Source organism: Phytohabitans sp. LZ39 (assembly GCF_059359075.1).
The window spans coordinates 147,959-173,804 of sequence record NZ_JCADBM010000004.1 but is presented as its reverse complement, the minus strand read 5'-3'; the positions used below and the strand labels follow the sequence as shown (position 1 = coordinate 173,804).

General features: G+C 72.0%; 24 protein-coding genes. 16 read left to right on the top strand and 8 right to left on the bottom strand.

Annotation, left to right across the window (positions count from 1 at the left end; genetic code table 11):
- Window positions 1–298: 298 nt before the first annotated feature.
- Genes AC5L36_RS09835 through rfbB form a run of 3 tightly spaced genes read right to left on the bottom strand, consistent with a single transcriptional unit; the run spans window position 299 to window position 3,139 of the window.
- The gene (locus AC5L36_RS09835; protein WP_441214637.1) at window positions 299–1,315 is read right to left on the bottom strand and encodes a glycosyltransferase family 2 protein; all 1,017 of its coding nucleotides are present in this window, start codon (window positions 1,313–1,315) and stop codon (window positions 299–301) included.
- Window positions 1,308–2,171 (bottom strand): dTDP-4-dehydrorhamnose reductase, encoded by an 864-nt coding sequence (gene rfbD / locus AC5L36_RS09830; protein ID WP_441214636.1) that lies wholly within the window; start codon window positions 2,169–2,171, stop codon window positions 1,308–1,310. Before rfbD ends, AC5L36_RS09835 begins: the two co-directional genes overlap by 8 nt.
- Complete coding sequence (rfbB, locus tag AC5L36_RS09825; RefSeq protein WP_441214635.1) at window positions 2,168–3,139, bottom strand: dTDP-glucose 4,6-dehydratase; 972 nt, start codon at window positions 3,137–3,139, stop codon at window positions 2,168–2,170. The genes rfbD and rfbB overlap by 4 nt, the downstream gene beginning before the upstream one ends.
- Before the next feature lie 85 nt (window positions 3,140–3,224).
- Here rfbB and rfbA point away from each other — a divergent pair, with 85 nt between their 5' ends.
- The 8 genes from rfbA to AC5L36_RS09785 are packed head-to-tail and all read left to right on the top strand — an operon-like array spanning window position 3,225 to window position 11,730.
- Window positions 3,225–4,094, top strand: a complete 870-nt coding sequence (gene rfbA / locus AC5L36_RS09820; RefSeq protein ID WP_441214634.1) for a glucose-1-phosphate thymidylyltransferase RfbA — start codon at window positions 3,225–3,227, stop codon at window positions 4,092–4,094.
- Window positions 4,094–5,116 (top strand): FAD-dependent oxidoreductase, encoded by a 1,023-nt coding sequence (locus AC5L36_RS09815; RefSeq protein WP_441214633.1) that lies wholly within the window; start codon window positions 4,094–4,096, stop codon window positions 5,114–5,116. Before rfbA ends, AC5L36_RS09815 begins: the two co-directional genes overlap by 1 nt.
- A gap of 47 nt (window positions 5,117–5,163) precedes the next feature.
- Window positions 5,164–5,763 carry a class I SAM-dependent methyltransferase gene (locus AC5L36_RS09810; protein WP_441214632.1) on the top strand — a complete coding sequence of 200 codons (600 nt, stop codon included), beginning with the start codon at window positions 5,164–5,166 and terminating at the stop codon, window positions 5,761–5,763.
- On the top strand, window positions 5,760–6,359 hold the full coding sequence (locus AC5L36_RS09805) for a dTDP-4-dehydrorhamnose 3,5-epimerase family protein (RefSeq protein WP_441214631.1): 600 nt from the start codon (window positions 5,760–5,762) through the stop codon (window positions 6,357–6,359). The genes AC5L36_RS09810 and AC5L36_RS09805 overlap by 4 nt, the downstream gene beginning before the upstream one ends.
- A 33-nt stretch (window positions 6,360–6,392) precedes the next feature.
- Window positions 6,393–7,751: a Pup--protein ligase gene (gene pafA / locus AC5L36_RS09800; RefSeq protein ID WP_441214630.1), complete on the top strand. Its 1,359-nt coding sequence runs from the start codon at window positions 6,393–6,395 to the stop codon at window positions 7,749–7,751.
- Window positions 7,752–7,762: 11 nt separating this feature from the next.
- The gene (locus AC5L36_RS09795; protein ID WP_441214629.1) at window positions 7,763–7,936 is read left to right on the top strand and encodes a hypothetical protein; all 174 of its coding nucleotides are present in this window, start codon (window positions 7,763–7,765) and stop codon (window positions 7,934–7,936) included.
- Window positions 7,937–7,987: 51 nt separating this feature from the next.
- Window positions 7,988–11,125: an HD domain-containing protein gene (locus AC5L36_RS09790; RefSeq protein ID WP_441214628.1), complete on the top strand. Its 3,138-nt coding sequence runs from the start codon at window positions 7,988–7,990 to the stop codon at window positions 11,123–11,125.
- Window positions 11,122–11,730, top strand: coding sequence for an SLATT domain-containing protein (locus tag AC5L36_RS09785; protein WP_441214627.1), 609 nt, complete (start codon window positions 11,122–11,124; stop codon window positions 11,728–11,730). The genes AC5L36_RS09790 and AC5L36_RS09785 overlap by 4 nt, the downstream gene beginning before the upstream one ends.
- A gap of 1 nt (window position 11,731) precedes the next feature.
- Here the strand turns inward: AC5L36_RS09785 and AC5L36_RS09780 are convergent, their stop codons facing one another.
- Entirely contained in the window at window positions 11,732–12,787 is a 1,056-nt protein-coding gene (locus tag AC5L36_RS09780; protein WP_441214626.1) for a DUF3866 family protein, read from the bottom strand.
- Between the two features lie 9 nt (window positions 12,788–12,796).
- Window positions 12,797–13,750, bottom strand: coding sequence for a cation diffusion facilitator family transporter (locus AC5L36_RS09775; RefSeq protein WP_441214950.1), 954 nt, complete (start codon window positions 13,748–13,750; stop codon window positions 12,797–12,799).
- 115 nt (window positions 13,751–13,865) lie between these two features.
- On the opposite strand from AC5L36_RS09775, the gene AC5L36_RS09770 reads away from it, so the two are divergent.
- The 6 genes from AC5L36_RS09770 to AC5L36_RS09745 all read left to right on the top strand — a co-directional run bounded on the left by AC5L36_RS09770 (window position 13,866) and on the right by AC5L36_RS09745 (window position 18,329).
- The gene (locus AC5L36_RS09770; protein WP_441214625.1) at window positions 13,866–14,858 is read left to right on the top strand and encodes a helix-turn-helix transcriptional regulator; all 993 of its coding nucleotides are present in this window, start codon (window positions 13,866–13,868) and stop codon (window positions 14,856–14,858) included.
- Window positions 14,855–15,805 (top strand): helix-turn-helix transcriptional regulator, encoded by a 951-nt coding sequence (locus tag AC5L36_RS09765; protein ID WP_441214624.1) that lies wholly within the window; start codon window positions 14,855–14,857, stop codon window positions 15,803–15,805. The genes AC5L36_RS09770 and AC5L36_RS09765 overlap by 4 nt, the downstream gene beginning before the upstream one ends.
- 79 nt (window positions 15,806–15,884) lie before the next feature.
- A complete protein-coding gene (locus AC5L36_RS09760; protein ID WP_441214623.1) occupies window positions 15,885–16,142 on the top strand; it encodes a hypothetical protein in 258 nt (85 codons plus the stop codon).
- Window positions 16,143–16,212: 70 nt separating this feature from the next.
- The gene (gene tatA, locus AC5L36_RS09755; RefSeq protein WP_441214622.1) at window positions 16,213–16,485 is read left to right on the top strand and encodes a Sec-independent protein translocase subunit TatA; all 273 of its coding nucleotides are present in this window, start codon (window positions 16,213–16,215) and stop codon (window positions 16,483–16,485) included.
- Between the two features lie 15 nt (window positions 16,486–16,500).
- Entirely contained in the window at window positions 16,501–17,436 is a 936-nt protein-coding gene (tatC, locus tag AC5L36_RS09750; protein ID WP_441214621.1) for a twin-arginine translocase subunit TatC, read from the top strand.
- On the top strand, window positions 17,436–18,329 hold the full coding sequence (locus AC5L36_RS09745; protein ID WP_441214620.1) for a diacylglycerol kinase family protein: 894 nt from the start codon (window positions 17,436–17,438) through the stop codon (window positions 18,327–18,329). The genes tatC and AC5L36_RS09745 overlap by 1 nt, the downstream gene beginning before the upstream one ends.
- Before the next feature lie 1,369 nt (window positions 18,330–19,698).
- On the opposite strand, the gene AC5L36_RS09740 is transcribed toward AC5L36_RS09745, so the two are convergent.
- Window positions 19,699–20,382 (bottom strand): HAD family hydrolase, encoded by a 684-nt coding sequence (locus AC5L36_RS09740; protein WP_441214949.1) that lies wholly within the window; start codon window positions 20,380–20,382, stop codon window positions 19,699–19,701.
- 144 nt (window positions 20,383–20,526) lie between these two features.
- Between AC5L36_RS09740 and AC5L36_RS09735 the strand changes: the two genes are divergently transcribed.
- Both AC5L36_RS09735 and AC5L36_RS09730 read left to right on the top strand, forming a co-directional pair.
- Window positions 20,527–23,283, top strand: a complete 2,757-nt coding sequence (locus AC5L36_RS09735; RefSeq protein WP_441214619.1) for a DEAD/DEAH box helicase — start codon at window positions 20,527–20,529, stop codon at window positions 23,281–23,283.
- A gap of 131 nt (window positions 23,284–23,414) precedes the next feature.
- Window positions 23,415–24,272, top strand: coding sequence for an MHYT domain-containing protein (locus AC5L36_RS09730; protein ID WP_441214618.1), 858 nt, complete (start codon window positions 23,415–23,417; stop codon window positions 24,270–24,272).
- Window positions 24,273–24,428: 156 nt separating this feature from the next.
- On the opposite strand, the gene AC5L36_RS09725 is transcribed toward AC5L36_RS09730, so the two are convergent.
- Together AC5L36_RS09725 and AC5L36_RS09720 are read right to left on the bottom strand one after the other, a co-directional pair.
- Complete coding sequence (locus tag AC5L36_RS09725; protein WP_441214617.1) at window positions 24,429–25,346, bottom strand: 5'-3' exonuclease; 918 nt, start codon at window positions 25,344–25,346, stop codon at window positions 24,429–24,431.
- Between the two features lie 13 nt (window positions 25,347–25,359).
- Complete coding sequence (locus tag AC5L36_RS09720) at window positions 25,360–25,818, bottom strand: MarR family winged helix-turn-helix transcriptional regulator (RefSeq protein WP_441214616.1); 459 nt, start codon at window positions 25,816–25,818, stop codon at window positions 25,360–25,362.
- Window positions 25,819–25,846 lie beyond the last annotated feature (28 nt).

The window sequence follows — 25,846 nt, the reverse complement described above, 5'->3', positions numbered from 1 at the left end:
GCTCGTCCCACTTCTTCGAAGAGGCTTTTGGGCGGCACCATGATCGTTAGCCCTCCAGCTGTGTGACACGCCGGTGGGACTGCGGATTTTGGGCTAACGATCATGGCGCGCTCGACGGGTTGCCGGGGAGTTGGGCTTGTCGCGCGGAGGTGGCAGCGGGGGCCGGGGGTTTCGGCTCGCTCGCGAGCCGCCGGCCGCCGCGGTGCCCGCGGCATACGGTCCTCAGGTGACGCGGACCGGGGTGTATCCGCTTGGGAACTGTCGCTCTAGACAGGGAGCCGGCGCGGAGCGGGAGGGGTCAGATCCAGCGGCCGACGAGCCGCCAGTAGCGGGTCATCAGGGCGTTCAGGAGGCCGACGCCCGGCGGGTTGATGAGCGGGGTGTCGAAGCGGTCGGTCAGGACGCGGGTCCACTCGCGGTCGGGGACGACGCGTTCGGCCTGGAGGGCGCGGCGGCGGGCGCGTAGGTGGCGGCGGTGGCGCCACAGCCAGCCGTAGCCGCGGAGCTTGTCCTTCAGCCAGCCCTCCTTGGCGGCCAGCAGGATCATGACGAGCTCCAGCGCCAGCAGCGGTGGGGCCAGCAGCGCCAGGGCGCGGCCGCCCCAGACGGTGGTCACGAACATCAGGCGGTTGCGCTCGATCAGGTAGAACTTGAAGCTGACCTTGCTGAACTCGTATCCGTGCAGCGCGACCGCGTCCGGGACGTTGAGCACGCGCAGGCCGAGCCGCCAGGTGCGCAGCGAGATCTCGGCGTCCTCGACGTACGCGAAATAGTGGTCGTCGAAGCCGCCCAGGCGGTCCCAGTGTGCGCGGCGGGTGACCACGAAGGCGCCCATCGCGCCGGCCGTCTCGGTCGGCTCGCTACGGGTCTCGCGCTCGCGGAAGCCGCCCACCCAGCTGACGCCGAGCACGTGGATCTCGTTGCCGCGGGAGTTGAGCAGCTCGGGCTCGTCGGCAAGGCGTACGGCGCCGGCGGCGATCCCGACGCTCTCGTCGGCCAGCACGTCGACGAGGCGGGCCAGGGCGGTGGGCTCGACGATCGCGTCGCCGTTGACCAGGGCCACGTACTCGCCGGTGGAGGCGGCCACGCCCGCGTTGCAGCCGGCGGAGAAACCGGCGTTTTCCCCCGAGCCGGCCACGACGACGCCGGGGAGGCTCGACAGGTACTCGAAGTCGGGATTCGTGCAGCCGTTGTCGACGAGCACGACCTCGACGTCGACCTTGACGGACGCGAGCAGCGCCTCGACGCAGCGCCGCAGCAGCGGCTCCGTGCGCCACGCGAGCACCACGGCACTCACCCGGGGCAGGTCAGGCACGGGGGCTCCCGAGGTAGGCGGACAGCATCGTCTCCCAGTCTGTCATGGGTGTCATGCCGGCCTCGGCCCACCGATCGTGGCCCAGCACGCTGTACGAGGGGCGGGGCGCGGGCCGCACGAAGCGGTCGCTGGTCGTCGGGCGGACCCGGTCGGGGTCGTGCCCGGCGCGGGCGAAGGCGGCGCGGGCCAGGCCGTACCAGGTGGTCTCGCCGCTGGCCGTGCCGTGGTAGACGCCGGGCGGCGCGTCCGCGAGCGCGAGGTCGACCAGCCGCTCGGCGAGCGCCCACGACCAGGTCGGCTGGCCGCGCTGGTCGTCGACCACGTCGACGGTCTCCCGTTCGCCGGCCAGCCGCAGCATGGTGGTGACGAAGTTGCGCCCGTGCGCGCCGTACAGCCACGCGGTCCGCACCACGTACCCGCCGGCCGCCAGCACCGCCCGCTCGCCGGCGAGCTTGCTCCGGCCGTAGGCGTTGATCGGGTCGGTGGGCGCGTCCTCGGCGTAGGGCGTGGTGGCGTCGCCGCGGAATACGTAGTCGGTGGAGACGTGCACCAGGCGGGCGCCGGTCGCGCGCGCCGCGCGGGCCAGGTGGGCCACGCCGGCGCCGTTGACAGCGGTGGCCTCGGCCTCGCGCTCCTCGGCGCCGTCGACGTCGGTCCAGGCCGCCGCGTTGAGTACCACGTCGTGGCCGGCGACGGCGGCGCGGACCGCGGCCTCGTCCGTCACGTCGAGGTCCGCGCGGGCGAGCGCGGTCACGTCGAGGTCGGGCCGGCCCTTGAGGCTGGGCTGACCCTTGAGGACGTCGAGCAGGTCCTGCCCGAGCATCCCGCCCGCACCGGTGACGAGGATGCGTGTCATCCCTTGAGGGGCTCCCACCAGGCGCGGTTCTCCCGGTACCAGGTGACCGTCTCGGCCAGGCCGCGCGCGAGGTCGACCGTCGGCGCGTACCCCAGCTCCTGACTGATCTTGGTGATGTCGAGGCTGTAGCGGCGGTCGTGGCCCTTGCGGTCGGGGACCGGCCGCACCGACTCCCAGGTCGCGCCGCACGCGGCGATCAGGCGCTCGGTGAGCTCGCGGTTGGTGAGCTCGGTGCCGCCGCCGATGTGGTAGACCTCGCCCGGCCGCCCCTTGTCCTGCACCAGCGCGATGCCCCGGCAGTGGTCGTGCACGTGCAGCCAGTCGCGCACGTTGCCGCCGTCGCCGTAGAGCGGCACCGTGCCGCCGTCGAGCAGGTTGGTGACGAAGAGCGGGATCACCTTCTCCGGGTACTGGTAGTGCCCGTAGTTGTTGGAGCAGCGGGTGACCACCACGTCGAGCCCGTGGGTGCGGAAGTAGGCGAGCGCGAGCAGGTCGGAGCCGGCCTTGGAGGCCGAGTACGGCGAGTTGGGCGCGAGCGGCCAGTCTTCGGTCCACGAGCCGTGCGCGATCGAGCCGTACACCTCGTCGGTGCTCACGTGCACGAACCGTCCGGTGCCGTGCTTGAGCGCCGCGTCGAGCAGCGTCTGGGTGCCCAACACGTTGGTGGTCACGAACGGCGCGGCGCCCTCGATCGAGCGGTCGACGTGCGACTCGGCCGCGAAGTGCACGATCACGTCGTGGCCGGGCACCACGTCGTCGACGAGCGCGGCGTCGCAGATGTCACCCTCGACGAACCGGAGGCGGGCGTCCTCGCGCACCGGGTCGAGATTGGCCAGATTGCCCGAGTAGGTGAGCTTGTCGAGCACGGTGACCGCGGCGGGCGCGGCGGCCGGCAGCGTGCCGCGCAGCAGCTCACGCACGTACTCCGACCCGATGAACCCGGCTCCGCCGGTGACGAGGACTCTCACAGGGTCGGGAGTCTACGCGAGCCGGTCTCGCCGGGCCTGTCGGCAGCACGACTGCCGTGTCGCGCGCTCCCGATAAGGTACCGGGGTGCGTGGAATCCTTCTCGCCGGCGGCACCGGCTCCCGGCTGTGGCCGATCACCCGGGCGGTATCGAAGCAGCTCATGCCGGTCTTCGACAAGCCGATGATCTACTACCCGCTGTCGACGCTGGTCATGGCCGGGATCCGCGAGATCCTGATCATCACCACGCCGGAGGACCAGTCGCAGTTCCGGCGCCTGCTCGGCGACGGTTCGCAGTGGGGTCTCGACCTGCGCTACGCGGCCCAGCCGCGGCCGGAGGGGATCGCCCAGGCGTTCGTCATCGGGGCCGACTTCATCGGCGACCAGCCGGTGGCCCTCATCCTCGGCGACAACATCTTCCACGGTGTCGGCCTCGGCCACCAGCTGGCCAGCCACAACGACGACCTGGTCGGCGGGCGGGTGTTCGCCTACCCGGTGGCCAACCCGGAGGCGTACGGGGTGGTCGAGTTCGACGGCGAGGGGCGCGTGCTGTCGATCGAGGAGAAGCCGGCCCGCCCCAAGTCCCGCTACGTGGTGCCCGGCCTGTACTTCTACGACAACCGCGTGGTCGAGATCGCCCGCGGCCTCAAGCCGTCCGACCGGGGCGAGCTGGAGATCACCGCGGTCAACGAGGCATACCGCGAAAAGGGTGAGCTGTCGGTGACCGTCCTCGACCGCGGCACCGCGTGGCTCGACACCGGCACGTTCACGTCACTGATGCAGGCGGCCGAGTTCGTGCGCGTGATCGAGGAGCGGCAGGGCCTCAAGATCGGCTGCGTGGAGGAGGTGGCCTGGCGGGCCGGCTTCCTGACCACCGCCCAGGTGCGCGAGCTGGCCGACCCGCTGACCAAGAGCGGCTACGGCGACTACCTGCTGGGCCTGCTCGAAGAGCTCTGATGCGGGTCGCTGTCGTCGGTGCGGGCGTGGTCGGGCTGGCCGCGGCGGCCGCGCTGCTCGATGCCGACCACGACGTCCTGTGCCTCGACCGCACCGGCCCGATGGCCGAGCGCTCCACCGGCTCGTCGCGGATCTTCCGGCTCGCCCACGGCAGCGCCGACCTCGTCGCGCTGGCCCGGGAGGCGCGGGCCGGCTGGAGGCGCTGGAGCGAGGCCGCCGGCCGGCCGCTGGTCCACGACGTGGGCTGCCTGGTGAGCGGCGCCGACACGCTGGCCTGGACCGCCGCCATGCGCAAGGCCGGCGCACCCTACGAGACGGTCGGCGCCGACGCGCGGATCCCGGCGCGGCGCGGCCCGGACGTCGCGCTCCTCGACACCACGGGCGGCGTGATCGACGCCGAGGGCACCGGCGCCCACCTCACCCGCCGCGTCGGCGCGGCTTTCCAGACCCGCGTCGTGTACCTGCTGGAAGAGCGCGGCTCGGGCGCGCGCGTGCACACGCCCGAAGGGGCGGTCGACGCCGACGCCGTGCTGATCGCGGCCGGTGCGGGCACCTCGTCGTTGGCCGCGCAGGTCGGTCTCTACACGCCGACCGTGCTGGCGCACCATGTGCGGTTCACGTTCGCCACCACGCGCACCGGCCCGTTGTCCGCCTGGATCGACCAGAGCTCCGGCCGGATGGCCACCTACCAGCACATGGCGCGGCCGGGACGGTGGGCGGTCGGCGGCCTGCTCGACCACGCGGCGACCGCCTGGGAGGCGGGGCGGGCCGAGGCGACCCGGGCCGCACGGGAGGCGGTGCTCGACTACGTCCGCGTTCACCTCGACGGGGTGGTGCCGGAGGTGCTCGACGAGGTCTACTGCACCACCATGGCCGGGCTCGGCGACGGCTTCCACCTCCGGCGGCGCGGCCCGTTCACGGCGGTCTACGGTGACAATCTGTTCAAGTTCGCCCCGCTGCTCGGCGACCTGCTGGCGCGGGCGGTGACCGAGGGTACGGAGGAGAAGGTTGACTATGTGTAGGCGTGCCCGGTTGCGGTCCGCCGGCCGGGTCTGACAGGCTTCGCGCCGTGCAGCAGGAGAAGCCGAGCACCCAGGGTGCCGACTACACCGACCGCCTCCAGCGGGTGACCGGCGCCCGGTGGAAGCAGGTCCTCGACGTCCAGCGCCCCTACCGGTGGAACATCCGCCGCCTCAAGCTCGGGCGCACCCTCGACGTGGGCTGCGGCCTCGGTCGCAACCTCGCCCACCTGGGCGGCAACGGCGTTGGCGTCGACCACAACCCCACGTCGGTCGAGTTCGCGCGGTCGCAGGGCTTCGAGGCGTACACGATCAACGAGTTCTTCGAGACCGACCGGGCGGCGACGTTCGACTCGATGCTCGCCGCCCACCTGCTGGAGCACATGCCCGAGGAGCAGGCCCGCAAGGTCGTCGAGTCCTACCTGCCCTGCGTCAAGCCGGGCGGCAAGGCCGTCTTCATCACCCCGCAGGAGCGGGGGTACGCGAGCGACGCCACCCACGTGCGCTTCGTGGGCTTCGCCGAGGCCGCCGCGATCTGCCGTGACCTGGGGCTGACGGTGGAAAAGCAGTACTCGTTCCCGTTCCCGCGCTTCATGGGCAAGCTCTTCACCTACAACGAGTTCGTGACCGTGGCGCGGTTCCCGTCGTGAAGATCCGCCCACTCGGCATCGAGGGGGCGTGGGAGGTCACGCCCCAGCAGCACGGCGACCCGCGCGGGCTGTTCCTCGAGTGGTACCGCTTCGATCGCCTCGCCGAGGTGGTCGGGCACCCGCTCGACCTCGCCCAGGCCAACATGTCGGTCTCCGCGGCCGGTGTGGTGCGCGGCATCCACTTCGCCGACGTGCCGCCCGGCCAGGCGAAGTACGTCACCTGCCCGCGCGGCGCGGTGGTCGACGTGATCGTCGACATCCGGGTCGGCTCGCCGACGTTCGGCCGGTGGGAGGCGGTGCGGCTCGACGACGTCGACCGCCGCGCGGTCTACATCGCCGAAGGGCTGGGCCACGGCTTCTGCGCGCTCACCGACGACGCGACGCTCACCTACCTCTGCTCGACCACGTACAACCCGGCGGCCGAGCACACCGTGCACCCGCTCGACCCGACGCTCGGCATCGAGTGGCCGGCGGCCGCTCCGACGCTCTCCGCCCGCGACGACGCGGCGCCGTCGCTCGACGCGGCGCGCGCGGCCGGCACCCTGCCGTCGTACGACACATGCCGCGAGTACACCGAAACCTTGCGTCAGGAGTGACGATCCGGGCCCTCGGACGGATAGTGTCTCTTCATGGAACGGCGAATCTTCGGGCTCGAGACCGAATACGGCGTCACCTGCACCTACCGAGGACAGCGACGACTCTCTCCCGACGAGGTGGCCCGCTACCTGTTTCGCCGGGTGGTGTCGTGGGGGCGCTCCAGCAACGTCTTCCTGCGCAACGGTGCCCGGCTCTACCTCGACGTCGGCTCCCACCCCGAGTACGCCACACCGGAGTGTGACTCCGTCTCCGACCTCGTCGCGCACGACCGGGCCGGCGAGCGGATCCTGGAAGGCCTGCTGGTAGACGCGGAGAAGCGGCTGCACGACGAGGGCATCGCCGGCGAGATCTACCTGTTCAAGAACAACACCGACTCGGCAGGCAACTCGTACGGCTGCCACGAAAACTACCTCGTCTCCCGGCACGGCGAGTTCGGGCGGCTCGCCGACGTGCTGATCCCGTTCCTGGTCACCCGGCAGCTGATCTGCGGCGCCGGCAAGGTGCTCCAGACCCCGCGCGGCGCGGTCTACTGCCTGTCCCAGCGCGCCGAGCACATCTGGGAGGGCGTCTCCTCGGCCACCACCCGCAGCCGCCCGATCATCAACACCCGCGACGAGCCGCACGCCGACGCCGAGCGCTACCGGCGCCTCCACGTGATCGTCGGCGACTCCAACATGAACGAGGTCACCACCCTCCTCAAGGTCGGCAGCGCCGACATCGTGCTCCGCATGATCGAGGCCGGCGTGGTGATGCGCGACCTGTCGCTGGAAAACCCCATCCGGGCGATCCGCGAGGTCTCGCACGACATCACCGGCCGCCGCAAGGTCCGCCTCGCCTCCAACAAGGAGGTCAGCGCCCTGGAGATCCAGCAGGAGTACCTGGCGAAGGCCACCGAGTTCGTCGAGCGGCGCGGCGGCGACCAGACCGCCAAGCGGGTCGTCGAGCTGTGGGGGAGGGTCCTGCGGGCCGTCGAGACCGGCGACCTCGAGCCCGTGTCCCGCGAGATCGACTGGGTGAGCAAGCTCAAGCTGATCGAGCGCTACCAGGAAAAGCACGACCTGCCGCTCTCCCACCCCCGGGTCGCCCAGATGGACCTCGCCTACCACGACCTGCGCCGCGGCCGTGGCCTGTACGGGCTGCTCGAGCGGCGCGGCCAGGTCGACCGCGTGGCCACCGACCTCGAGATCTTCGAGGCGAAGGAGACCCCGCCGCAGACCACGCGGGCCCGCCTGCGCGGCGAGTTCATCCGCCACGCACAGGAAAAGCGCCGCGACTTCACCGTCGACTGGGTGCACCTCAAGCTCAACGACCAGGCCCAGCGCACGGTGCTCTGCAAGGATCCGTTCCGCGCGTACGACGAGCGGGTGGAGCGGCTGATCGCCAGCATGTGAGACTTGGTGCCGTGGATTCCCCCGACGACCAGCGCAAGCCAGGCCTGGTGCAGCGCCGCCGGCAAAAGATCGCCGACGAGATCGCCCGCAACCGCCGCGGCGAGTACCGGGTGCCCACCTGGGTGCTCGCGGTGGCCCTCGGCGTCTTCCTGGCGGCCTGGATCGGCCTGATCGTCTTCTCGTAGCTTGCGTCCACTCGCTACAGTGCGGCGTTACCCGTCGGACGAAGGTCGAGTGTGGACATCGAAGAAGGCCCGATCTGGGCGGTGCTCCGGGAGAAGGCGCGGGATCGCGCGCCCCTGGTCAAAGACCTCGCGGAGGAGGCCGCCGGCAAGCTGCGGCTCGTCCGCGACACGTTCCCCACGTACACCCTCCACGACGAGCTGCACTCGGCGAACGTGCTGCGCATCATGGGCGACCTGCTGGGGGAGCGCGTCACCGACCTGAGCGGCCTTGAGGCGGCCATGCTCATCCTGGCCGCCTACTACCACGACATCGGCATGGTCTACACGCCGGAAGAGCTGGGCCAGACCAAGGAGCAGCCGGAGTTCGAGGCCTACCTCGCGGGCCGGCCCGAGGAGTACTTGGCGGTACGGCACAACGACGGCGAGCCACCGTTGTCGGTGCTGGAAAACTACTGCCGTTTCCGCCACGCCGACCGGGTGTACGCGCACCTGAACCACATCCAGAAGGAGCGCCTCAAATGGGGCGCCGTCTCGCTTCGCGACGCGCTTGGGATGCTCTGCCGGAGCCACAACGGGCCCGCGGCCGATCTCAAAGGGGACGGATTCGATCCGCATTTCCTTGGCGCCTGCGACCTGCGGCTGTGCGCCATCCTCCTGCGGCTCGCGGACATTCTCGACTTCGACGGCTCACGCACGCCGAGGTCGATCTACGAACACCTCGGGCTCGCCGCCCGGGCCGATCATCGCACCGCGACGAGTGACGCCGAATGGCGAAAACACCTCGCCACGGACGGCTTCACGTTTCCCGCCTCTCGCGAGGCCGGGTATCCGCTGCACTTTGTGGCGGGCCCCGAGAGTCCGGCCGTCGAGCACGACATCCGGCGTTTTCTCGACGTGGTCGACGACGAGGTCCGCCGCTCCCGGGCGGTGCTCGACACATGCCACCCGCGCTGGCGGGGTCTGATACTCCCGGGCGAGGTGGACCGTCGCAACATCATCAGCGATGGGTACAAATACGGCGAATTCAGGTTCGAGCTGGACCGCTCGGCCGTCTTGGAGCTGTTCACGGGTGAGCGGCTGTACGAAGACCCTTACGTCTTCGTCCGCGAGCTGCTCCAGAACGCCATCGACGCGGTGCGGCTCCGTGCGGTGCTATATCCGGAGGATCACCCGCGGGGCGTGGCTGTCTCGTGCTGGGAGGATCGCGACGGGTTCGTCTGGGTCAGGGTGGACGACGACGGCGTCGGCATGGACGAGGACCGGCTCCGCGACTACTTCCTTCGCGTCGGCCGGTCCTACTACCGGACCGCGGAGCTCCGCGCCGACCTGCTGCGCCGCGGTCGTGGCGAGCACGACTTCGTGGCCATCAGTCGGTTCGGGATCGGCGTGCTGTCCTGCTTCCTCGCCGGCGACAGGGTGGAGCTGTCCACCCGCAGGCTGCTGCCGGACGGGACGCTCGCCAAGCCACTGCGACTCTCCCTCGACCGGCGCGAGGAGTATTTTGTTCTCCGCGAGCCGCACATGCCTGCCACACCCTTGCCGGTTCGAGGCGGCGGGGAGGTCGGCTATCAGGAGGAGGCGGGCACCCGCATAGCCGTCCGGATCGATCCGACCAACGTCGACATCACGACCTCGGAGCTCGCGACTCGGGTCGGCGGCTACATCCACTGTCCGCCCATCGCGGTTACCTACAACGGTGAGCCGGTGGGAGCGGAGTCGGCCGCCCGCACCGATCGGCCCTGGCTGCCCGAGCCCGTCTCGTCTCCGCGCCTACGGGCCGAGGCGACCACGTCATCCCCGTTCCTTGGTGATCTGGAACTGGGTGCGTTGCCGTTGGACCTCACCGCGGCGTCGCCAACCCCGAGGCTGCGTGGCCAGCTCGTCGCCGTCGGTGCTCGGGTCGTGGCGGCGCCGGGCACGGTCCAATACACCGACCTGCTGACCGGCTGGCCCGAGGAGGAGCGCCAGGTTTTTCCCGACCGCCTTCGCGACGCCCTCGCCGAGGCTGTCGCGGGCTACCACGTCAGCATCGACAGGACAAGCGAGCGTAGGTGGCAGGTGGTCGTGCGGCGAGAAGTCCGGGACATCGACGTACTTCGCGCGGTCGCCGACTTTTCAGCCCGCGAGGGCCTGGCGGCCCGTCTGATCGCCGCGATCCGCGGCGCGGTCCCGCATCTCCCCCTTTTCCTCGGACTTTCCTCGCGCGGTGAGATCGCGCTGGACAGCGAACCTCTGCGTCACCTCGAAGTCGCCGGCTTTGGGAAGCCGCGGTGGTCGCACAACGGCATCGCACTTCCCGAGCCAGACGAATTCGTTCGGGGCTGGATCGACAGCGGCGCGGTGATCCCGGTCGGCGTCGTCGCGTTGGCGGACGGCCTTCGGCCGGACGTCACGATGTCGCGGCAGCGGACGTCCGGCCTCTCCGTCGCGATCCACTCGGCCATGTGGCTGTCGGTGCGCCGAGCGGCCCGGCCATATCTCGGCGGCGCCTTCGACTGGCTGGCGCGAGCCACCATGGGCACCAGGTTCCTCGAGTTTCGTCCGGTCGAACCCGTCGTGCTGGCCGGCGTGCTCGAAGACCCGTTGCTCTCCGGCGGCGACTGGGAGGGCGAGGCCGTCATCGAGATGGACGGCGGTCGGCGCAGCCTCGCCGACGTGCGGGCGGGCGGGACGGCGTCCCTCGCCACCTTCAAGGGCTGGGATTCGTCCGATTGGCCTCGTCCAAGGCGGTACGGCGGACACGGATTCGAGCGCCTGGTCGGTGCGTCCGTGATCCAGTTGGGGCTGGACATGACCTGGCGCCCAGCTGGTCCCGACAGCCAGGCGAGGTATTCCGTGCGATCGAACCGGCGGCCTGAGCTGGCACGAGGGCTCGCCCGGTTTCCGCCGCTCTTCTTCGTGCCATACGAGGCGCCGGTCGAACTGCTTCGCCATCGATTGGGACCGGTGAATCGCGACAACCCGCTCGCGGCTTGGCTGATCGAACGCGCCGACGCGCTCGCCGCCGGGCTGCCGGTGCTGTTCCGGCACCTTGGTGAGGCCCTCACCAGACCTCCCTCGGGGTCCAACGACGCCCCGTCGTTCAACGCCCTTCTGGACCGGGTCGCGATCGCGCGGCCGGACCTGCGACCACCCTCCAACGCGTATCTGTGGGAGGAAAAATCGAAATGGGAGTGGTGGACGCGATGACCGCGCCCACGCGCCGGCCCGACGACCTCGACCTGCCGGACCTGCCGGCCCTCACCTGGGCGCCCGGCGCACTGCGCGCGGACCTCGCCGCCCTCCGTGCCTGGGCCGAGGGCGTGGCCAACGAGGCGGTCGGCTGGTACCTGGCCGAGAAGCGCTACAAGGCGCGCTGGTCGCGCCGCCTCCGCGCGCTCGCGATCATCCTCGCCACCCTCGGCGGCGCCGTGCCCGTGGTCGCGCTCGCGTCCCGGCATCCGGAGTACGGCAACTGGGGCTACCTGCTGCTCGCCCTCGCCGCCGGCAGCGTCGCCTACGACCGGTTCTTCGGCTACTCGTCGGCCTGGCTTCGGTACGTCGCCACCGCCACGCTGATCCAGGCCGACCTGACCGACTTCCGGGTCGGGTGGGCGGCGGAGATGGCGGCGATCGGCGACCGGGAGCCCACCGCGGAGGAGGTGCGCGCGCTGATCGGCCGGGCGCGGGAGTTCGTCGGGCGGGTCAACGAGGCGGTGCGGGTGGAGACGGACGCGTGGCGCAGCGAGTTCGACAACCGCATGGGTGAGCTGGAGGTGGGCGTCCAGGGCCGCCCCACGATGGGTGGCGGCTGACCTACGCGAGCAGGGCCGCGGCGTGGCGGCCGGCGGCCGCGGCGGCCAGGAAGTACCACGGGTCGGCGTCCAGGCCGCGGCCCATCGTGGACAGCGGCACCGGCGATGCCTTCAGGGCCGCCTCCAGCCCGTCCACCGGCACGTGGACGATCCGGTGGCGTGCCGACAAGGCCGCCAGCGCGTCTTCGACGTCGAAGGGCAGGGGCGACGGGACCACCACGTCCGCCGGGGTCAGCGCGACCCGGGCGTACGCGGTCAGGCTGTGGTGGGAGACGCCGCGGTGGCGGGGGCGGGGGTCGGCGTCGGACAGGCGCAGCGAGGCCACCGGGCGGCCGCCGACGGCCGCGGCCGCGTTGACCGCCTCGCCGGCCGAGACGCCGCTGAAGCCCCACGCGGTGCCGGTTCCCAAGTTGCCGGGGCCCTGGGTGACCACGGTGACGTCCGCGCGGAGGACGTGCCGCGCGGCCAGGAGTCCGCTGTGGACGGTGGTGGCCTCCAGATCGCCGCCGAACGACTGGCCGACCGTGACCACGCCGGCCAGGTGGCCCTGTAGGCCGTCGAGCGTGCGGGAGAACCAGGCCGGGAGCGCGCCGCCGTCGGTCATCACGTACGCGACCGAGAGGTCGGAACCCACGCCGGCCAGGATGGCGGGAAGCGCCGAGTGCAGGTCGGCCACCACCACCGGCATGCCGTCGACGGAGTCGACCGACTCCATGACGGCGCGGTGCGGGGAGGCCTCCTCGTCCACGCCGAGCACGATGGCCTGGAGCGGCGTGTACCGGGCCTTCACCAGGTGGCCGGTGGAACGCGAGAGGTCACCCGAGTCCGGAGGCAGCCGATCCGGCAGCGCGACGACGAGCGCGTAACCGCCGGTGCCGAGGCCGAGGTCCAGCGCGCCCACGTTCAGGAGGACCCGGTCGCCCACCGCGGGCTCACCGGTCAGCGCGGGGTAGGCGAGGGCCCGAACAACCGAGGCCGACACGTCGACCTCGAGCGTGACGACGCCCTTCCAGCGACGACCGACCGACGAAACCACACCCGAGCGCCAGCGAACCATGCCGGACACCTAACCACGCCGCCGCGTCGGGTCGAGGAAGACGTACCGGATGCCGCCGTAGCGGGCGCGCAGGCGGCGCTCGGCCTCGTCGGCGGCGGCCTCGATGTCAGCGCCGGTGGCGTCGTCGGCGAAGTCGACCTTGGCGGCGACGAGCACCTCGGCGGGGCCGAGCTGCATGGTGAGGAGGGTGTCGACGCGTTCCACGGTGGGGATGGCGGAGATCTCCTCGGTGATCATGCGGCGGAGGCGCGGGGTGGCCGCGCGGCCGACCAGCAGCGAGATGTTGGTGCGGGCCAGGGCGGCCGCCACGACGAGCAGGAGCAGGCCGATGGCGATGGAGGCGAGGCCGTCCCACAGCTCGTCGCCGGTCGCCTGGGCCAGGCCGAGGCCGGTGCCGGCCAGCAGCAGGCCGACGAGCGCGGCGCTGTCCTCCAGGAAGACCGCCTTGATCGTGGTGTCGGGCGTCACCCGCAGGAACCGGGCCGGGGTGACCCGCCACCCGCGCGCCGAGGCGCGGACCTGGCGCACCGCCCGGGAGAGGGAGATCGACTCGATGACGAACGAGATGGCCAGCACCACGTACGACACCAGGTACTCGCCGCTGTGCTCGCCGGAGATGATCGTGTTCACCCCGTGCGTGACCGAGAAGCCGGCACCCGCCACGAACGTGAACAGCGCCGCGATGAAGGCCCAGACGTAGCTTTCCTTGCCGTACCCGAAGGGGTGCCGCTCGTCGGCCGGGTGGGCGCCGCGCCGCAGCGCGGTGAACAGCAGCACCTCCGTGGTGGTGTCGGCGAGCGAGTGTGCCGCCTCCGACATCATGGCCGCGGACCCGGAAATGAGGCCGGCGACCAGCTTCGCCGCGGCGATGGCGAGGTTGGCGAGGCCGGCCACGATCACGGTGCCGACGCTCTCCGAGGCGCCGGCGCCCTCGCCGAGGCGCGCGTTGAGGTCCGGCGGCAGGGGAGCGGGGCGGCTGTCCGACACGTGCAGATTGTCTCCCAGGATGAGTGAACCGGCCGGGCGACGCGGCGTGGGGGAGACGTACGGGCGTGCGAATGGGGCTAGAGTCTTGGTCGTGTCGAGGTCACGGACGGAGCGCCTGGTCAACCTGGTGATCTGCCTGCTCTCCACGCGGCGGTTCCTCACCGCCGCGCAGATCGCCGCGACGGTTCCCGGCTACGAGCACAACCCCGACGACCCGCGCGACCACGAGGCGTTCCAACGTAAGTTCGAACGCGACAAGGCGGAGCTGCGCGAGCTGGGCGTGCCGCTGGAGACGGGCACGGCGAGCGTGTTCGACGCCGAGCCCGGCTACCGGATCGCCGCCCGGGAGTACGCGCTGCCCGACATCCAGCTCGAGCCCGACGAGGCCGCGGCCGTGGGCATCGCCGCGCGGCTGTGGCGCCACGCGGGGCTCGCCGCCGCCGCCTCGTCCGGCCTGGCCAAGCTGCGCGCGGCCGGCATCGACATCGACCCCTCGGCGACGCTCGGCGTCGAGCCGGTGGTCACCGTCGACCCGGCCTTCGCGCCGCTCACCACCGCGGCCCGCGAGCGGCGCACGGTGGCCTTCGACTACCGGGTGCCCGAGGGAGACGGCCCGACCAGCCGGCGGCTCCAGCCGTGGGGCGTGGTCTGCTGGCGCGGCAGGTGGTACGTGGTGGGGCACGACCTCGACCGCGAGGCCACCCGCTGCTTCCGGCTCTCCCGGATCGTGGGGCAGGTGCGGCTTACCGGCAAGCCGGAGGCCTACGAGCCGCCGGCCGGCGTCGACCTGATCAGCCACGTGGCCCGCTGGTCCGGGCCGGTCGAGCGCAACGGGCGGGCGACCGTGCTGGTGCGCCCCGGGCGGGCGGCCGGGCTGCGCCGGTGGGCCGCCGAGGCGGAGGCGACACCCGAGGGCGACAAGCTCGTGCTGCCGTTCGCCGACCCCGACGGGCTCGCCTCGTCCGTGGTGGGCTACGGCGCCGACGTGCGCGTGCTCGACCCGCCGGAGGTGCGCGAGGCGGTCATCCAGCGGCTCAAGGAGATCGCCACCCGCCACGAGGAGGCGTCGGTGGCGGCCGGATGACCGCGCCGTCCCGGGCGTCCGCCGACCGGCTCGGCCGACTGCTCAACCTCGTGCCCTACCTGCTCGCCCGCCCCGGCATCGAGCTCGCCGAGGCGGCCGCCGAGCTGGGCGTGAGCGACAAGCAGCTGCGCGAGGACCTGGAGCTGCTGTGGGTCTGCGGCCTGCCCGGATACGGGCCGGGCGACCTGATCGACATGGCGTTCGACGGCGACCGGGTCACGATCACCTACGACGCGGGCATCGACCGGCCGCTCCGGCTCACCCCCGACGAGGCGCTCGCCCTGGTGGTGGCGCTGCGCATGCTGGCCGAGACCCCCGGCATGGCCAACCGCGACGCCATCGAGCGCACCCTCGCCAAGCTGGAGAGCGCCGCCGGCGACCTGACCAGCGCGCCGGTGGAGGTACGCCTGCCCGGCAACGCCGACCGCCTCGACACGCTGCGCGGCGCGGTGGAGCGGCGGCGGGCGCTGCGGATCACCTACTACACGGCGACCCGCGACGAGCTGACCGAGCGCGTGGTCGACCCGATCCGGGTGCTGGTGGTCGCCGGTCGCGCCTACCTGGAGGCGTGGTGCCGGCGGGCCGAGGCGGTGCGCATGTTCCGGGCCGACCGCATCGACGCGCTCACCGAGCTCGACGAGCCGGCCCGCCTGCCCGGCGAGGTGCGGCTCCACGACGTGAGCGGCGGCGTCTACCAGCCCGGCCCCGAGCTGCCCCTGGTCACGCTCCGGGTGGGGCGCGGCGGCCGGTGGATCACGGAGTACTACCCGTGTGAGGACGTGCGGCCCGACGGCGAGGAGTGGCTCGTCTCGCTGCGGGTGGCCGACCTGGCCTGGGCGCAGCGCTTCGTGCTCGGGCTCGGCCCGGACGCCACGGTGGTCGCGCCCGCCGACCTCGTCGAGCGGGTGCGTCAGCAGGCGGCGGCCGCGCTCGACCAGTACAGTTAGCGCCCATGAGCGGGAGCCGTGAGGCTACGGGCCTTGCCCACGACGGCGGACGAGCGCCGATCGGCGGAGCGGGGTAGGCATGGTCCTGTGGGTCGTGATCGCTGTGGTGCTGGTGGGGCTGCTGGTGCTGGTGTTGGCCGCCGGATCGCTGGTGGGGCGCCTGCGGCCGCTGCGGCGCGCGGCGATGGCCCTGCTGCGCCGGCAGGCCGAGGCGGAAAAGTTGCAGGCGGCCGCGTTGACGCTGGCCCAGGAGGCGGAGACGCTGCGGCTCAAGGCCGAGATCACGCAGGAGCGGATCGCTCTTATCAAGGTCAAACAACCATCACGCGGCCGTTGACTGTTCGCCGCCAGACGCACGTACGATAGGGCTCGACAGTCCTCACGACGATCAGCAGTTGGAGCTTTCCATGGGCGCCCTCAAGCCGTGGCACATCGCCGTACTCGTGGTCGTGCTGGTCCTTCTCTTCGGCGCGAAGCGGTTGCCCGACGCGGCCCGGTCCTTGGGCCGCTCGTTGCGGATCATCAAGGCCGAGACCAAGCACCTGACCGACGACGACGAGCGCGACCTCGCCGAAAAGGCGGACGCTCAAAACGGTCGCCAGCCGCTGCCGCCGGCCACGGAGCAGCGCCCGGCCGCGCCGGTCCAGGACCCGGTGCAGCGCACCCGCGACGTTTCCTGATCCGCGGCGCTCCCCGTGGCGTTCTCCCTCCTGCGGCGCGGTCCGAGCAACTTCGAGCGTGCCGCTGACGGCTCGATGACCCTCATCGAGCACCTGCGCGAGCTGCGCACGCGGTTGTTCCGGGCGTCGCTCGGCCTTCTCATCGGCTTCATCATCGGCTTCGCGATCTCGAAGCGCGTGATGGACGTCATGGACAACCCGTACTGCCAGCTGGAGGCGGCGAAGGATCCGGAGACCGGCAAGTGCCTGCTGCTCCAGCTCGGACCGGCCGACTACCTGCTGCTCCAGCTGCGGATGTCGCTCTGGCTCGGCCTGATCATCGCCGGGCCGATCTGGCTCTACCAGCTCTGGGCGTTCATCGCGCCCGGTCTGCACCGGCACGAGCGCCGGTACGCGTACGCGTTCGCCGCGATCGCCGCGCCGCTCTTCGCCGCCGGCGGGTTCCTGGCGTTCTTCGTGGTGCACACCGGCCTCGAGTTCCTGCTGACCATCAGCCCGGACAACATCCAGACCACGCTCGAGGTCGGCCGATATTTCTCGTTCGTCACCAACTTGATTTTGATCTTCGGGGTGGCGTTCGAGTTCCCGTTGATCATCTTGATGCTCAACTTCGTCGGGCTGGCCAGCGCGAAACGCCTGCTCGGCTGGTGGCGCATCGCGATCTTCGCGTTCTTCGCGTTCTCCGCGATCGCCACGCCCACGCCCGACCCGTTCGGCATGACCGCGCTCGCGCTGTGCCTCTGCGTGCTCTACTTCGCGGCCGTCGGTGTGGCGTTCATCAACGACCGGCGCAAGCGCCGCCGGCAGGAGACCTACGCCGGGCTCGACGACGACGAGGCGTCCCCGCTGGAGTACGACGCGGAGTCGGTGGAGGCCGGTGAGCCGCTCGAGAGCGTGGCACCCGTGGCCGCGCCGCTGCCGATCGAGCGCCGCTACGACGAGACCACCTGATGTCCGGCGACCTCGTAGTGCTCGTCAACCCGGAAGCGGGACGCGGGCGCCATCGCGACCTGCTCCCACCCGTGCTCGACCGGCTCGCCGAGGCCGACCTGCCGGTGCGGCTGCTCGACGCCCGTACCCGGGAGGAGGCCCAGGCGGCCTGCCACGACGCGGTCGCCGGCGGCGCCGCCGCGCTGGTGGCCGTGGGCGGCGACGGCACCGTCCACCTGGCGCTACAGGCCGTGGCCGGCACCGATCTGCCCTTCGGCGCGGTGCCCGCCGGCACCGGCAACGACTTCGCCGTCGAGACCGGCGTCCCCACCGAGCCGATCGCCGCGGCCGCCGCGATCGCCGGCGCGGTTAAGGCCGGCCGTACGCGCCCGATCGACCTCGCGCGGCTGACCGGTCCCGGCCGCGCCCCGATGTGGTACGGCGCGGTGCTCGCCGCCGGCTTCGACGCGGTGGTCAACGAGCGGGCCAACAGGATGCGTTGGCCACGCGGCCCCCGCCGCTACGACCTGGCCATCTTCGTCGAGCTGCTGCGGCTCAAGGCCCGCCGTTACACGCTGCGCCTCGACGGCGAGGAGCAGGTGCGTAACGCCGTGCTGCTCGCGGTCGGCAACTGCGCCAGCTACGGCGGCGGCATCCGCATCGTGCCCTCGGCCGTGCCCACCGACGGCCTGCTCGACGTGGTGCTCGGCGACGTCAGCCGGGCCACGCTGGTGCGGCTCAAGGGCAAGACCTACAAGGGCACCCACGTCGAGCACCCCCAGGTGCACACCTACCGGGCCCGCACCGTCGAGATCGAGGCCGAGGGCATCACCACCTACGTGGACGGCGAGCGCGCCTTCCCCCTCCCCGTCACGATCACCGCGGTCCCGGGAGCGGTGCGCCTGCTCGGCTGACAGATCAAATTCACGATCTGAGCTACCGCGACGCCCGCGGTGGTCCGGACCGCCGCTCCCGCGGCCTCACCCGTCCGCTGTTGGTCGCGGTCCCCCCTTCCGCGGCTACCTCCACCTCGCCGCCACCTTGGTCACGATCCGCGCCCTCATCCGCCAAGCCCGCACCCACTACCGCTGGGACACCCGCCCCACCACCCGCCGCGTCAATTGGGCAGGTCGCTCTCAGCCGGACCACCTGTATTCCCGTAGGTAACCCACGCCAATTCGGTACGATTAATCGTCGTTCGGGGCAGCGGGTTCGCGGCGGCTGCGGGATAATTTGTGTATGCGGCAGCTTCAGTTGTTCGCCTCGGCTGAGCTCGCCAAAATGCGTGACCGGACCGCTTCGCGTAACTATTCTCCCGCGGGTGAGGAGTTTCGCCGCGAGCATCAATGCCATCGCGCCTGGGGGCTGATCCAGCGTCAGCGCGAGCGCCTGCACCGCCAGCGCGGCAGCTCTTGTGCTTCTCGGTCGGCAGGCTCACCCGAGCACTGCCCGCCGACCAGCCAGCAGACCGCAGGTCGCGGCGGGGACGGCGCCGATGCCGCCGCACCGGTCCGGACGGACCGACCGGTCCACGCCGGCCACGACCACGGCGAGCCACCAAAGAGACCCATATCCGCGCTGGACAAACCCGCGCCGGTGAGGTCGCCGCTTCAGCCGCCATCGTCCACGGCAGGCCGACGCTCCTTTGCCCGCACATTTGGGGCGCATCCAAGACCGCGTCTGCCGCGACCAATCCACGCGCCGTTCGACAAGAGGATTGGCGTCGCGCCGAGACGTGCGATTCATCAGCGGGACGTCTCGCTAAGGTGGCCGGAAAAGGCACGGCCGGTCATCGCGCGCCCCGTCCATAGGTTCGACCGAATGCGTGGTCCGCCGTCGCCCTTTCCATCGTGTCGGGCCGGTGTTGCGGCGAGCTACGCCGCGACCCCAGAGCCGCGGCACGGCGGCCGGTAGACGGTCGCGCTCTTCAAGGGGCCTTGATCTTGGATATCTCGCCGGGTCGAGGGCGACGCCGCGTTGCTTCGTTCGCCCCGGGGCCGCTGTCGCCGCGGGCCGCGCCGGCGTCAGACCCGGGGCTGCCGCGGCTGCCAGCCGTAGTTCGCGGACGGCCGAGAAGTCCTCGGTCGTCTCGCGGGTGTGCACCCAGCGGCGATTGGTCCGTGAGCCTTCCGGCTAGACCGTCGCCTCCGGTCACCGGTCGGTCTTGCCGCGCGGAGGTGGCAGCGGAGGTCGGGGATCTCGGCGAGCCCCGCGAGCCGCCGACCTGCGCGGTCTCCGGCGGGAGCGGCGGTCCGCAGGTGACGCGAACCCGGGCAAATGGGATTACGGTGCGGTGAGGTTGAGCACCGCGGCCAGGCCGTTCGACTTGCCGGGGTCGGCCGCCGGGAGCACCAGCGCGGCCAGGCCGGCCCGCACGGCGCCGGCGTCGGCGGGGGTGTCGCCGACCATGAGCGCGCGCTCCGGCTCCACGCCCAGCGCGCCGCACGCCCGCAGGAAGATCGCCGGGTCGGGCTTGGTGCGGCCCACCTCGTAGGACAGCACGTAGGCGTCGACCAGGCCGGCGAAGCCCCAGGCCGCGAAGAGCGGCCGGATGTCGAAGCCGATGTTGCTCACCACCGCGACCGGCACGCCCGCCTCCTTGAGCGCCATCAGCGTGCCGGCGGTGTCCGCGTAGAGCACCCAGCCGTCCGGGCGCAGCAGCCGCTCGTAGAGGGCCTCCTCGAACCCCTCCACGCCCGCTCCCACGGTCTCCGCCAGCCCGATGTAGGCGGCGCGGTGGGCGTGCTCGTACAGGTCGCGGTCGGCGAACAGCTCGGCCAGGTGCGGCGGCACCCGGCGCGGCACCGGCCCGCCCGCGCGCCCGGCGGTGACCAGCCGGTCGGCCAGCACGGTGGCCCGGCCGCGGTCGAGCGTGACGCCGCACTCCCCGGCGGCCGCGATGACCCATTCGATCGGGTCTTCCACCTGTGCGAGCGTGCCGTGGAAGTCGAAGAGCACCGCCTCCAGCGGCGATCGGGTGGGTCTGGGGTCGGGGAGGGCGGTCTGGTCCGGCACGTCCGTGACCCTACCGAGTCGCCCGGTTGGTCCCGTAAGCCGACCCGCTGGTGGCGCGTTGGGTATCGGGCTGTACGGGCAAGATAAATTAAGGGCATGAGCAGCCCCGCCGAGCGGTACGCCCAGGCGCGCCGCCGGGCCGATGAGGCCGCAGGTTTCCCAGCACTCGAGGACTTCGCCCTCGACCTCGGGTTCGATCTCGACGACTTCCAGCGGGAGGCGTGCGAGGCGCTCGAGCGGGGTAGCGGCGTGCTCGTCTGCGCCCCCACCGGGGCGGGAAAGACCGTGGTCGGCGAGTTCGCCGTGCACCTGGCGCTCGCCACCCCCGGCCTCAAGCGCAAGTGCTTCTACACCACGCCGATCAAGGCGCTGTCCAACCAGAAGTACCACGACCTGGTGCAGCGCTACGGCGCCGAGCGGGTCGGGCTGCTGACCGGCGACAACGCCATCAACGGCGACGCGCCCGTGGTGGTGATGACCACCGAGGTGCTGCGCAACATGCTCTACGCCGGGTCGTCCACTTTGGAGGGACTGGCGTACGTGGTGATGGACGAGGTGCACTACCTCGCCGACCGCTTCCGCGGCGCGGTCTGGGAGGAGGTGATCATCCACCTGCCCGCCTCGGTGACGCTCGTGTCCCTGTCGGCGACCGTCTCCAACGCGGAGGAGTTCGCCGACTGGCTGGTCACCGTGCGGGGTGAGACGGCCGTCGTGGTGAGCGAGCACCGGCCGGTGCCCCTGTGGCAGCACATGCTGGTGGGGCGGCGGATGTTCGACCTGTTCCACGACGCCGACGCGGCCCGCAAGCACGACGTGCACCCCGAGCTGCTGCGCTACTCGCGGGAGCAGCTGCGCCGGCTGGAGATGACCGACGGCTACACCCCCGGGCGCGGCGGCCGCGGCGGGCGGCGGTGGCGGGGTCCGCTGCGCGCCGACATCGTCGAGCGGCTCGACCGCGAGGGGCTGCTGCCGGCGATCCTGTTCATCTTCAGCCGCGCCGGCTGCGACGCGGCCGTGCAGCAGTGCCTGCACGCGGGGCTGCGGCTCACCACGCCCGACGAGCGGGCCGAGATCCGCCGCGTGGCCGAGGCGCGGATGGCCGCCATCCCCGGCGGCGACCTCCAGGTGCTCGGCTACTGGGAGTGGCTCGACGGCCTGGAGCGCGGGCTGGCCGCCCACCACGCGGGCCTGCTGCCGGCGTTCAAGGAGGTGGTCGAGGAGCTGTTCGTGCGCGGGCTGGTCAAGGCCGTCTTCGCCACCGAGACCCTCGCCCTGGGCATCAACATGCCGGCCCGGTGCGTGGTGCTGGAGCGGCTGGTCAAGTTCAACGGCGAGGCGCACGTCGACCTGACGCCGGGGGAGTACACCCAGCTCACCGGCCGCGCCGGCCGCCGGGGCATCGACGTGGAGGGGCACGCGGTCGTGGTGTGGGCGCCCGAGGTCGACCCGCGGCACGTCGCCGGGCTCGCCTCCACCCGCACCTACCCGCTGCGGTCCAGCTTCCGGCCGTCGTACAACATGGCCGCCAACCTCGTCGCCACGGTGGGCGCGGCGCCGGCGCGCGAGCTGCTGGAGAGCTCGTTCGCCCAGTTCCAGGCGGACCGCTCGGTGGTCGGCCTGGCCCGGCAGGTGCAGCGCAACCAGGAGACCATCGAGGCGTACGGCAACGAGGTGCGCTGCCACCACGGCGATTTCGACGAGTACTTCGGGCTGCGGGTGGCGATCGCCGACCGCGAGCGCTCGCTGGCCAAGCAGGGCAGCAGCCAGCGCCGCGCCGAGGCGGTGCGCTCGCTGGAGCGCCTGCGGGTGGGCGACGTGGTGCGCGTGCCGTCCGGCCGCCGCTCCGGCCTGGCGGTCGTGCTCGACCCGGGCGTGGGCGGCTTCGGCGAGCCCCGCCCGCTGGTGCTCACCCAGGACCGGTGGGCCGGGCGGGTCACCCCGGCCGATTTCACCGCGCCGGCCGAGGTGCTGGCCCGCGTGCGGGTGCCCAAGCACTTCAACCACCGTTCGCCGGCCGCGCGCCGCGACCTGGCCGCGCAGGTGACCGCCACGGGCCTCGACCGGCACGCCGGGCGGCGGTCGCGGTCCAAGGGCGGCAACGGCGAGGACCACGAGCTGGCGCTGCTCCGCGTGGAGCTGCGGCAGCACCCCTGCCACGCCTGCCCGGAACGCGAGGAGCACGCCCGCTGGGCCGAGCGGCGCCACCGGCTGCGGCGCGACACCGAGCAGCTGCGCGACAAGGTGGCCGGGCGGACCGGCTCGCTCGCACGTACGTTCGACAACGTGTGTGCCCTGCTGACCAACCGGGGCTACCTGACGCCGCAGGGCGAGGTCACCGACGCCGGCCGCATGCTCGCCCGCATCTGGACCGAGGCCGACCTGCTGGTCGCCGAGTGCCTGCGCCGTGGCGTGTGGGACGGCCTGTCCGCGGCCGAGCTGGCGGCGGCCGTCTCCGTGGTGCTCTACGAGGCGCGCCGCGAAGGCGACGAGCGCGCCTCGGTGCCCCGCGGCCCGGTGTCCGACGCCGTCGACGAGACCGTGAAGATCTGGGCCGAGCTGGAGGCCGACGAGGCGTCCCGGGGCCTCGACCTGACCCGCGAGCCCGACCTCGGCTTCGTGTGGCCGATCTTCCGCTGGGCGCGCGGCGAAGACCTCGCGAAGGTGCTGGCCAGCGGCCACAACCTCGACGGCGAGATGCCGGCCGGCGACTTCGTGCGCTGGGCCCGCCAGGTGGTCGACCTGCTCGGCCAGGTCGCCGAGGCCGCCTCCGCCACCCCCAAGCTCCGCGAGATCGCCCGCTCGGCAATGGGCGCGGTCAATCGCGGAGTGCTCGCATACAACGCCGTTTCGTAGTTTTTTGGATACGTTCTGACGTATACCCGACCGTCCAGTTGTAGAACGCCGATCGTCTCTTAAAGATCGCTAACGCGAATGTGCCTCCGTTCTGGCCGGGGTGGAGGCTCTTCACTGGGGGACGGGCGATCGTGGAGATTCATCACTTCGAGTACGGCTGGATCACGCCGACACTCAGCTATGGCATCTCGGTGCTCGGCTCGCTGCTGGGGCTCACCTGTGCCGTTCGCGTGCGCGAGGGAAAGACCCGGGCACAGCGCGCCTGGTGGCTGATGCTCGCCGCCTGGGCGATCGGCGGCACCGCCATCTGGAGCATGCACTTCATGGCCATGCTCGGCTTCTCGGTGGTCGGCCAGCAGATCCGGTACGACGTGGCGATGACCGCCGCGAGCGCGCTGATCGCCGTGGCGGTGGTCGGCATCGGCCTGTTCATCGCCGCGCTGGGCCGCCCGTCGATCCCGAAGATCGTGCTCGGCGGCATCTTCGCCGGCGTCGGCGTCGGCGCCATGCACTACACCGGCATGGCCGCCATGCGGGTCGACGCCCGCATCGACTACGACACGACCCGCGTGGCCCTGTCGTTCGCGATCGCCGTGGTCGCCGCGACGGTCGCGCTGTGGCTGGTCGTGAACGTCAAGGGCGCGCTCGCCATCGTCGCGTCCGCCCTGGTCATGGGCATCGCGGTGAACGGCATGCACTTCACCGGCATGTCCTCCATGTCCGCACACGAACACCCCACCGCCGGCGACCCCTCCGGCGCCACCGCGTCCAACCTGCTGGTGCCGATCATCCTCGCCGTGATCCTCGTGGTGATCGCGCTCATCTACGCCGTGCTGGCCGCCCCCAACGAGGAGGACCGCGCCGGCGCAGCCTACCTGGACGCCCGGATGGCCGACCGGGCCAACGCCTCGGCCCCCGAGCCACCCCCGTCCCCACACGGCCTGGCCGCCCGCCGCACCAACTTCCCCTCGTCGACGCGCCGCCACTAGCTTTTCTTCCGAGAATTTCCCGGGTCCGCGTCAGCGGCGGACCGCCGCTCCCGCCGGAGACCGCGGCGGCCGGCGGCTCGCGGAGCGAGCCGAGATCCCCGGCCTCCGCTGCCGGGTCCGCGCGCCAAGCCCAACCCCCGGACGCGCCGCCGTCCGTCAGCGGGGGAGGGCGAGGGCGTCCACGAGGCGCTTGCAGGAGCCGGCCAGGTTCCACTTCTCGGCCAGTGCCAGCAGCCGGTCGCCGTCCACCGGCGCGGTCGGCAGGCGGGTGTCGAAGTCCGGGATCGGGATGTCCCGCGCCACCCGCACCACCTGCGGCGCCACCGCGAGGTAGTCGCGCGCCGCGGCCAGCTTGCCCCGCAGCCCGGCCGCGAAGCCGGCCTTCGGGTCGTCGAGCGCGGCCAGGATCCCGTCCAGGTCGCCGTAGCGGGTGACCAGCCGGGCGGCCGTCTTCTCGCCGACGCCGGGGACGCCGGGCAGGCCGTCGCTCGGGTCGCCGCGCAGGGCGGCGAAGTCGGCGTAGGCCGCGGCCGGCACGCCGTACTTCGCGCGCACCGCCGCGTCGTCGCAGTCCTCGAGCTTGGCCACGCCGCGCCCGCAGTACAGCAGGCGCACCGGCTTGGCGTCGTCGATCAGCTGGAACAGGTCGCGGTCGCCGGAGGCCACCTCGACCGGACCGGGCTGGGTGGTGGCGAGCGTGCCCAGCACGTCGTCGGCTTCGTAGCCGGCCGCCTCGACCGCCGGGATGCCCACGGCCTCGAGCACCTCGAGGATCAGCGGGATCTGGGGGACGAGCGTGTCCGGCACGATCTCGGCGCCGGGCGCGCCGCCGGCGTCGAGGCGGTGCGCCTTGTACGACGGCAGCAGCTTCACCCGCCACGCGGGCCGCCAGTCCGCGTCCATCGCGCACACCAGGCGGTCGGGGTGGCGGCCGCGGACCAGCGTGGCGATGAAGTCGATGAACCCGCGCACGGCGTTGACCGGCGTGCCATCGGAAGCCTTGGCGGCCGACTCGGGGATACCGAAGTACGCCCGGAAGTACAGGCTTGGCGCGTCCACGAGGAGCAGGGTCATGCCGGACAGCCTGTCACGCGGTGGAGAATTCCTCACCGTGGGGCGTGCCGGCCGCCGCCATCGTGGTGAGCCAGCGCCGCACGACGGCCCGTTCGGCGGCACTGAAGTCCGCCTCCAGGTCCGCCTCGACCGTGATCACGTCGGGCGTGGCGGCCAGCAGCCGGGAACGGCCCGCCGGCGTGATGAACACCTGCTGGGCGCGTCGGTCGGTGGGATGCGGGCGGCGCTCGACGAGGCCGGCGCGCTCCATGCCGGCGAGCATCTCGTTGGCCGACTGGCGGGTGCTGGAGACCTTGCGCGCCAGCTCCGCGACGGTCAGGCCGGGCTCTTCCTCGATCAGCATCAGCGACCCGAACTGCGCCACCGAGAGCCCGTGCTCGGCCAGCGCCTCGGCCACCACCCCGCGCATGCTCAGCCACGCATGCCGGACCAGGAAGCTGAGGCACCACTCGGTGCCGGGATCGTCGCTCACACCAGCCATTCTGAAGATTGACAGGACC

Excerpts from the sequence above, each read along its gene's own strand:
- rfbD (WP_441214636.1), bottom strand. The coding sequence starts at position 2,171 with ATGACACGCATCCTCGTCACCGGTGCGGGCGGGATGCTCGGGCAGGAC.
- AC5L36_RS09815 (WP_441214633.1), top strand. The coding sequence starts at position 4,094 with ATGCGGGTCGCTGTCGTCGGTGCGGGCGTGGTCGGGCTGGCCGCGGCG.
- pafA (WP_441214630.1), top strand. The coding sequence starts at position 6,393 with ATGGAACGGCGAATCTTCGGGCTCGAGACCGAATACGGCGTCACCTGC.
- AC5L36_RS09785 (WP_441214627.1), top strand. The coding sequence starts at position 11,122 with ATGACCGCGCCCACGCGCCGGCCCGACGACCTCGACCTGCCGGACCTG.
- AC5L36_RS09780 (WP_441214626.1), bottom strand. The coding sequence starts at position 12,787 with ATGGTTCGCTGGCGCTCGGGTGTGGTTTCGTCGGTCGGTCGTCGCTGG.
- AC5L36_RS09765 (WP_441214624.1), top strand. The coding sequence starts at position 14,855 with ATGACCGCGCCGTCCCGGGCGTCCGCCGACCGGCTCGGCCGACTGCTC.
- AC5L36_RS09760 (WP_441214623.1), top strand. The coding sequence starts at position 15,885 with ATGGTCCTGTGGGTCGTGATCGCTGTGGTGCTGGTGGGGCTGCTGGTG.
- tatA (WP_441214622.1), top strand. The coding sequence starts at position 16,213 with ATGGGCGCCCTCAAGCCGTGGCACATCGCCGTACTCGTGGTCGTGCTG.
- AC5L36_RS09745 (WP_441214620.1), top strand. The coding sequence starts at position 17,436 with ATGTCCGGCGACCTCGTAGTGCTCGTCAACCCGGAAGCGGGACGCGGG.
- AC5L36_RS09735 (WP_441214619.1), top strand. The coding sequence starts at position 20,527 with ATGAGCAGCCCCGCCGAGCGGTACGCCCAGGCGCGCCGCCGGGCCGAT.
- AC5L36_RS09725 (WP_441214617.1), bottom strand. The coding sequence starts at position 25,346 with ATGACCCTGCTCCTCGTGGACGCGCCAAGCCTGTACTTCCGGGCGTAC.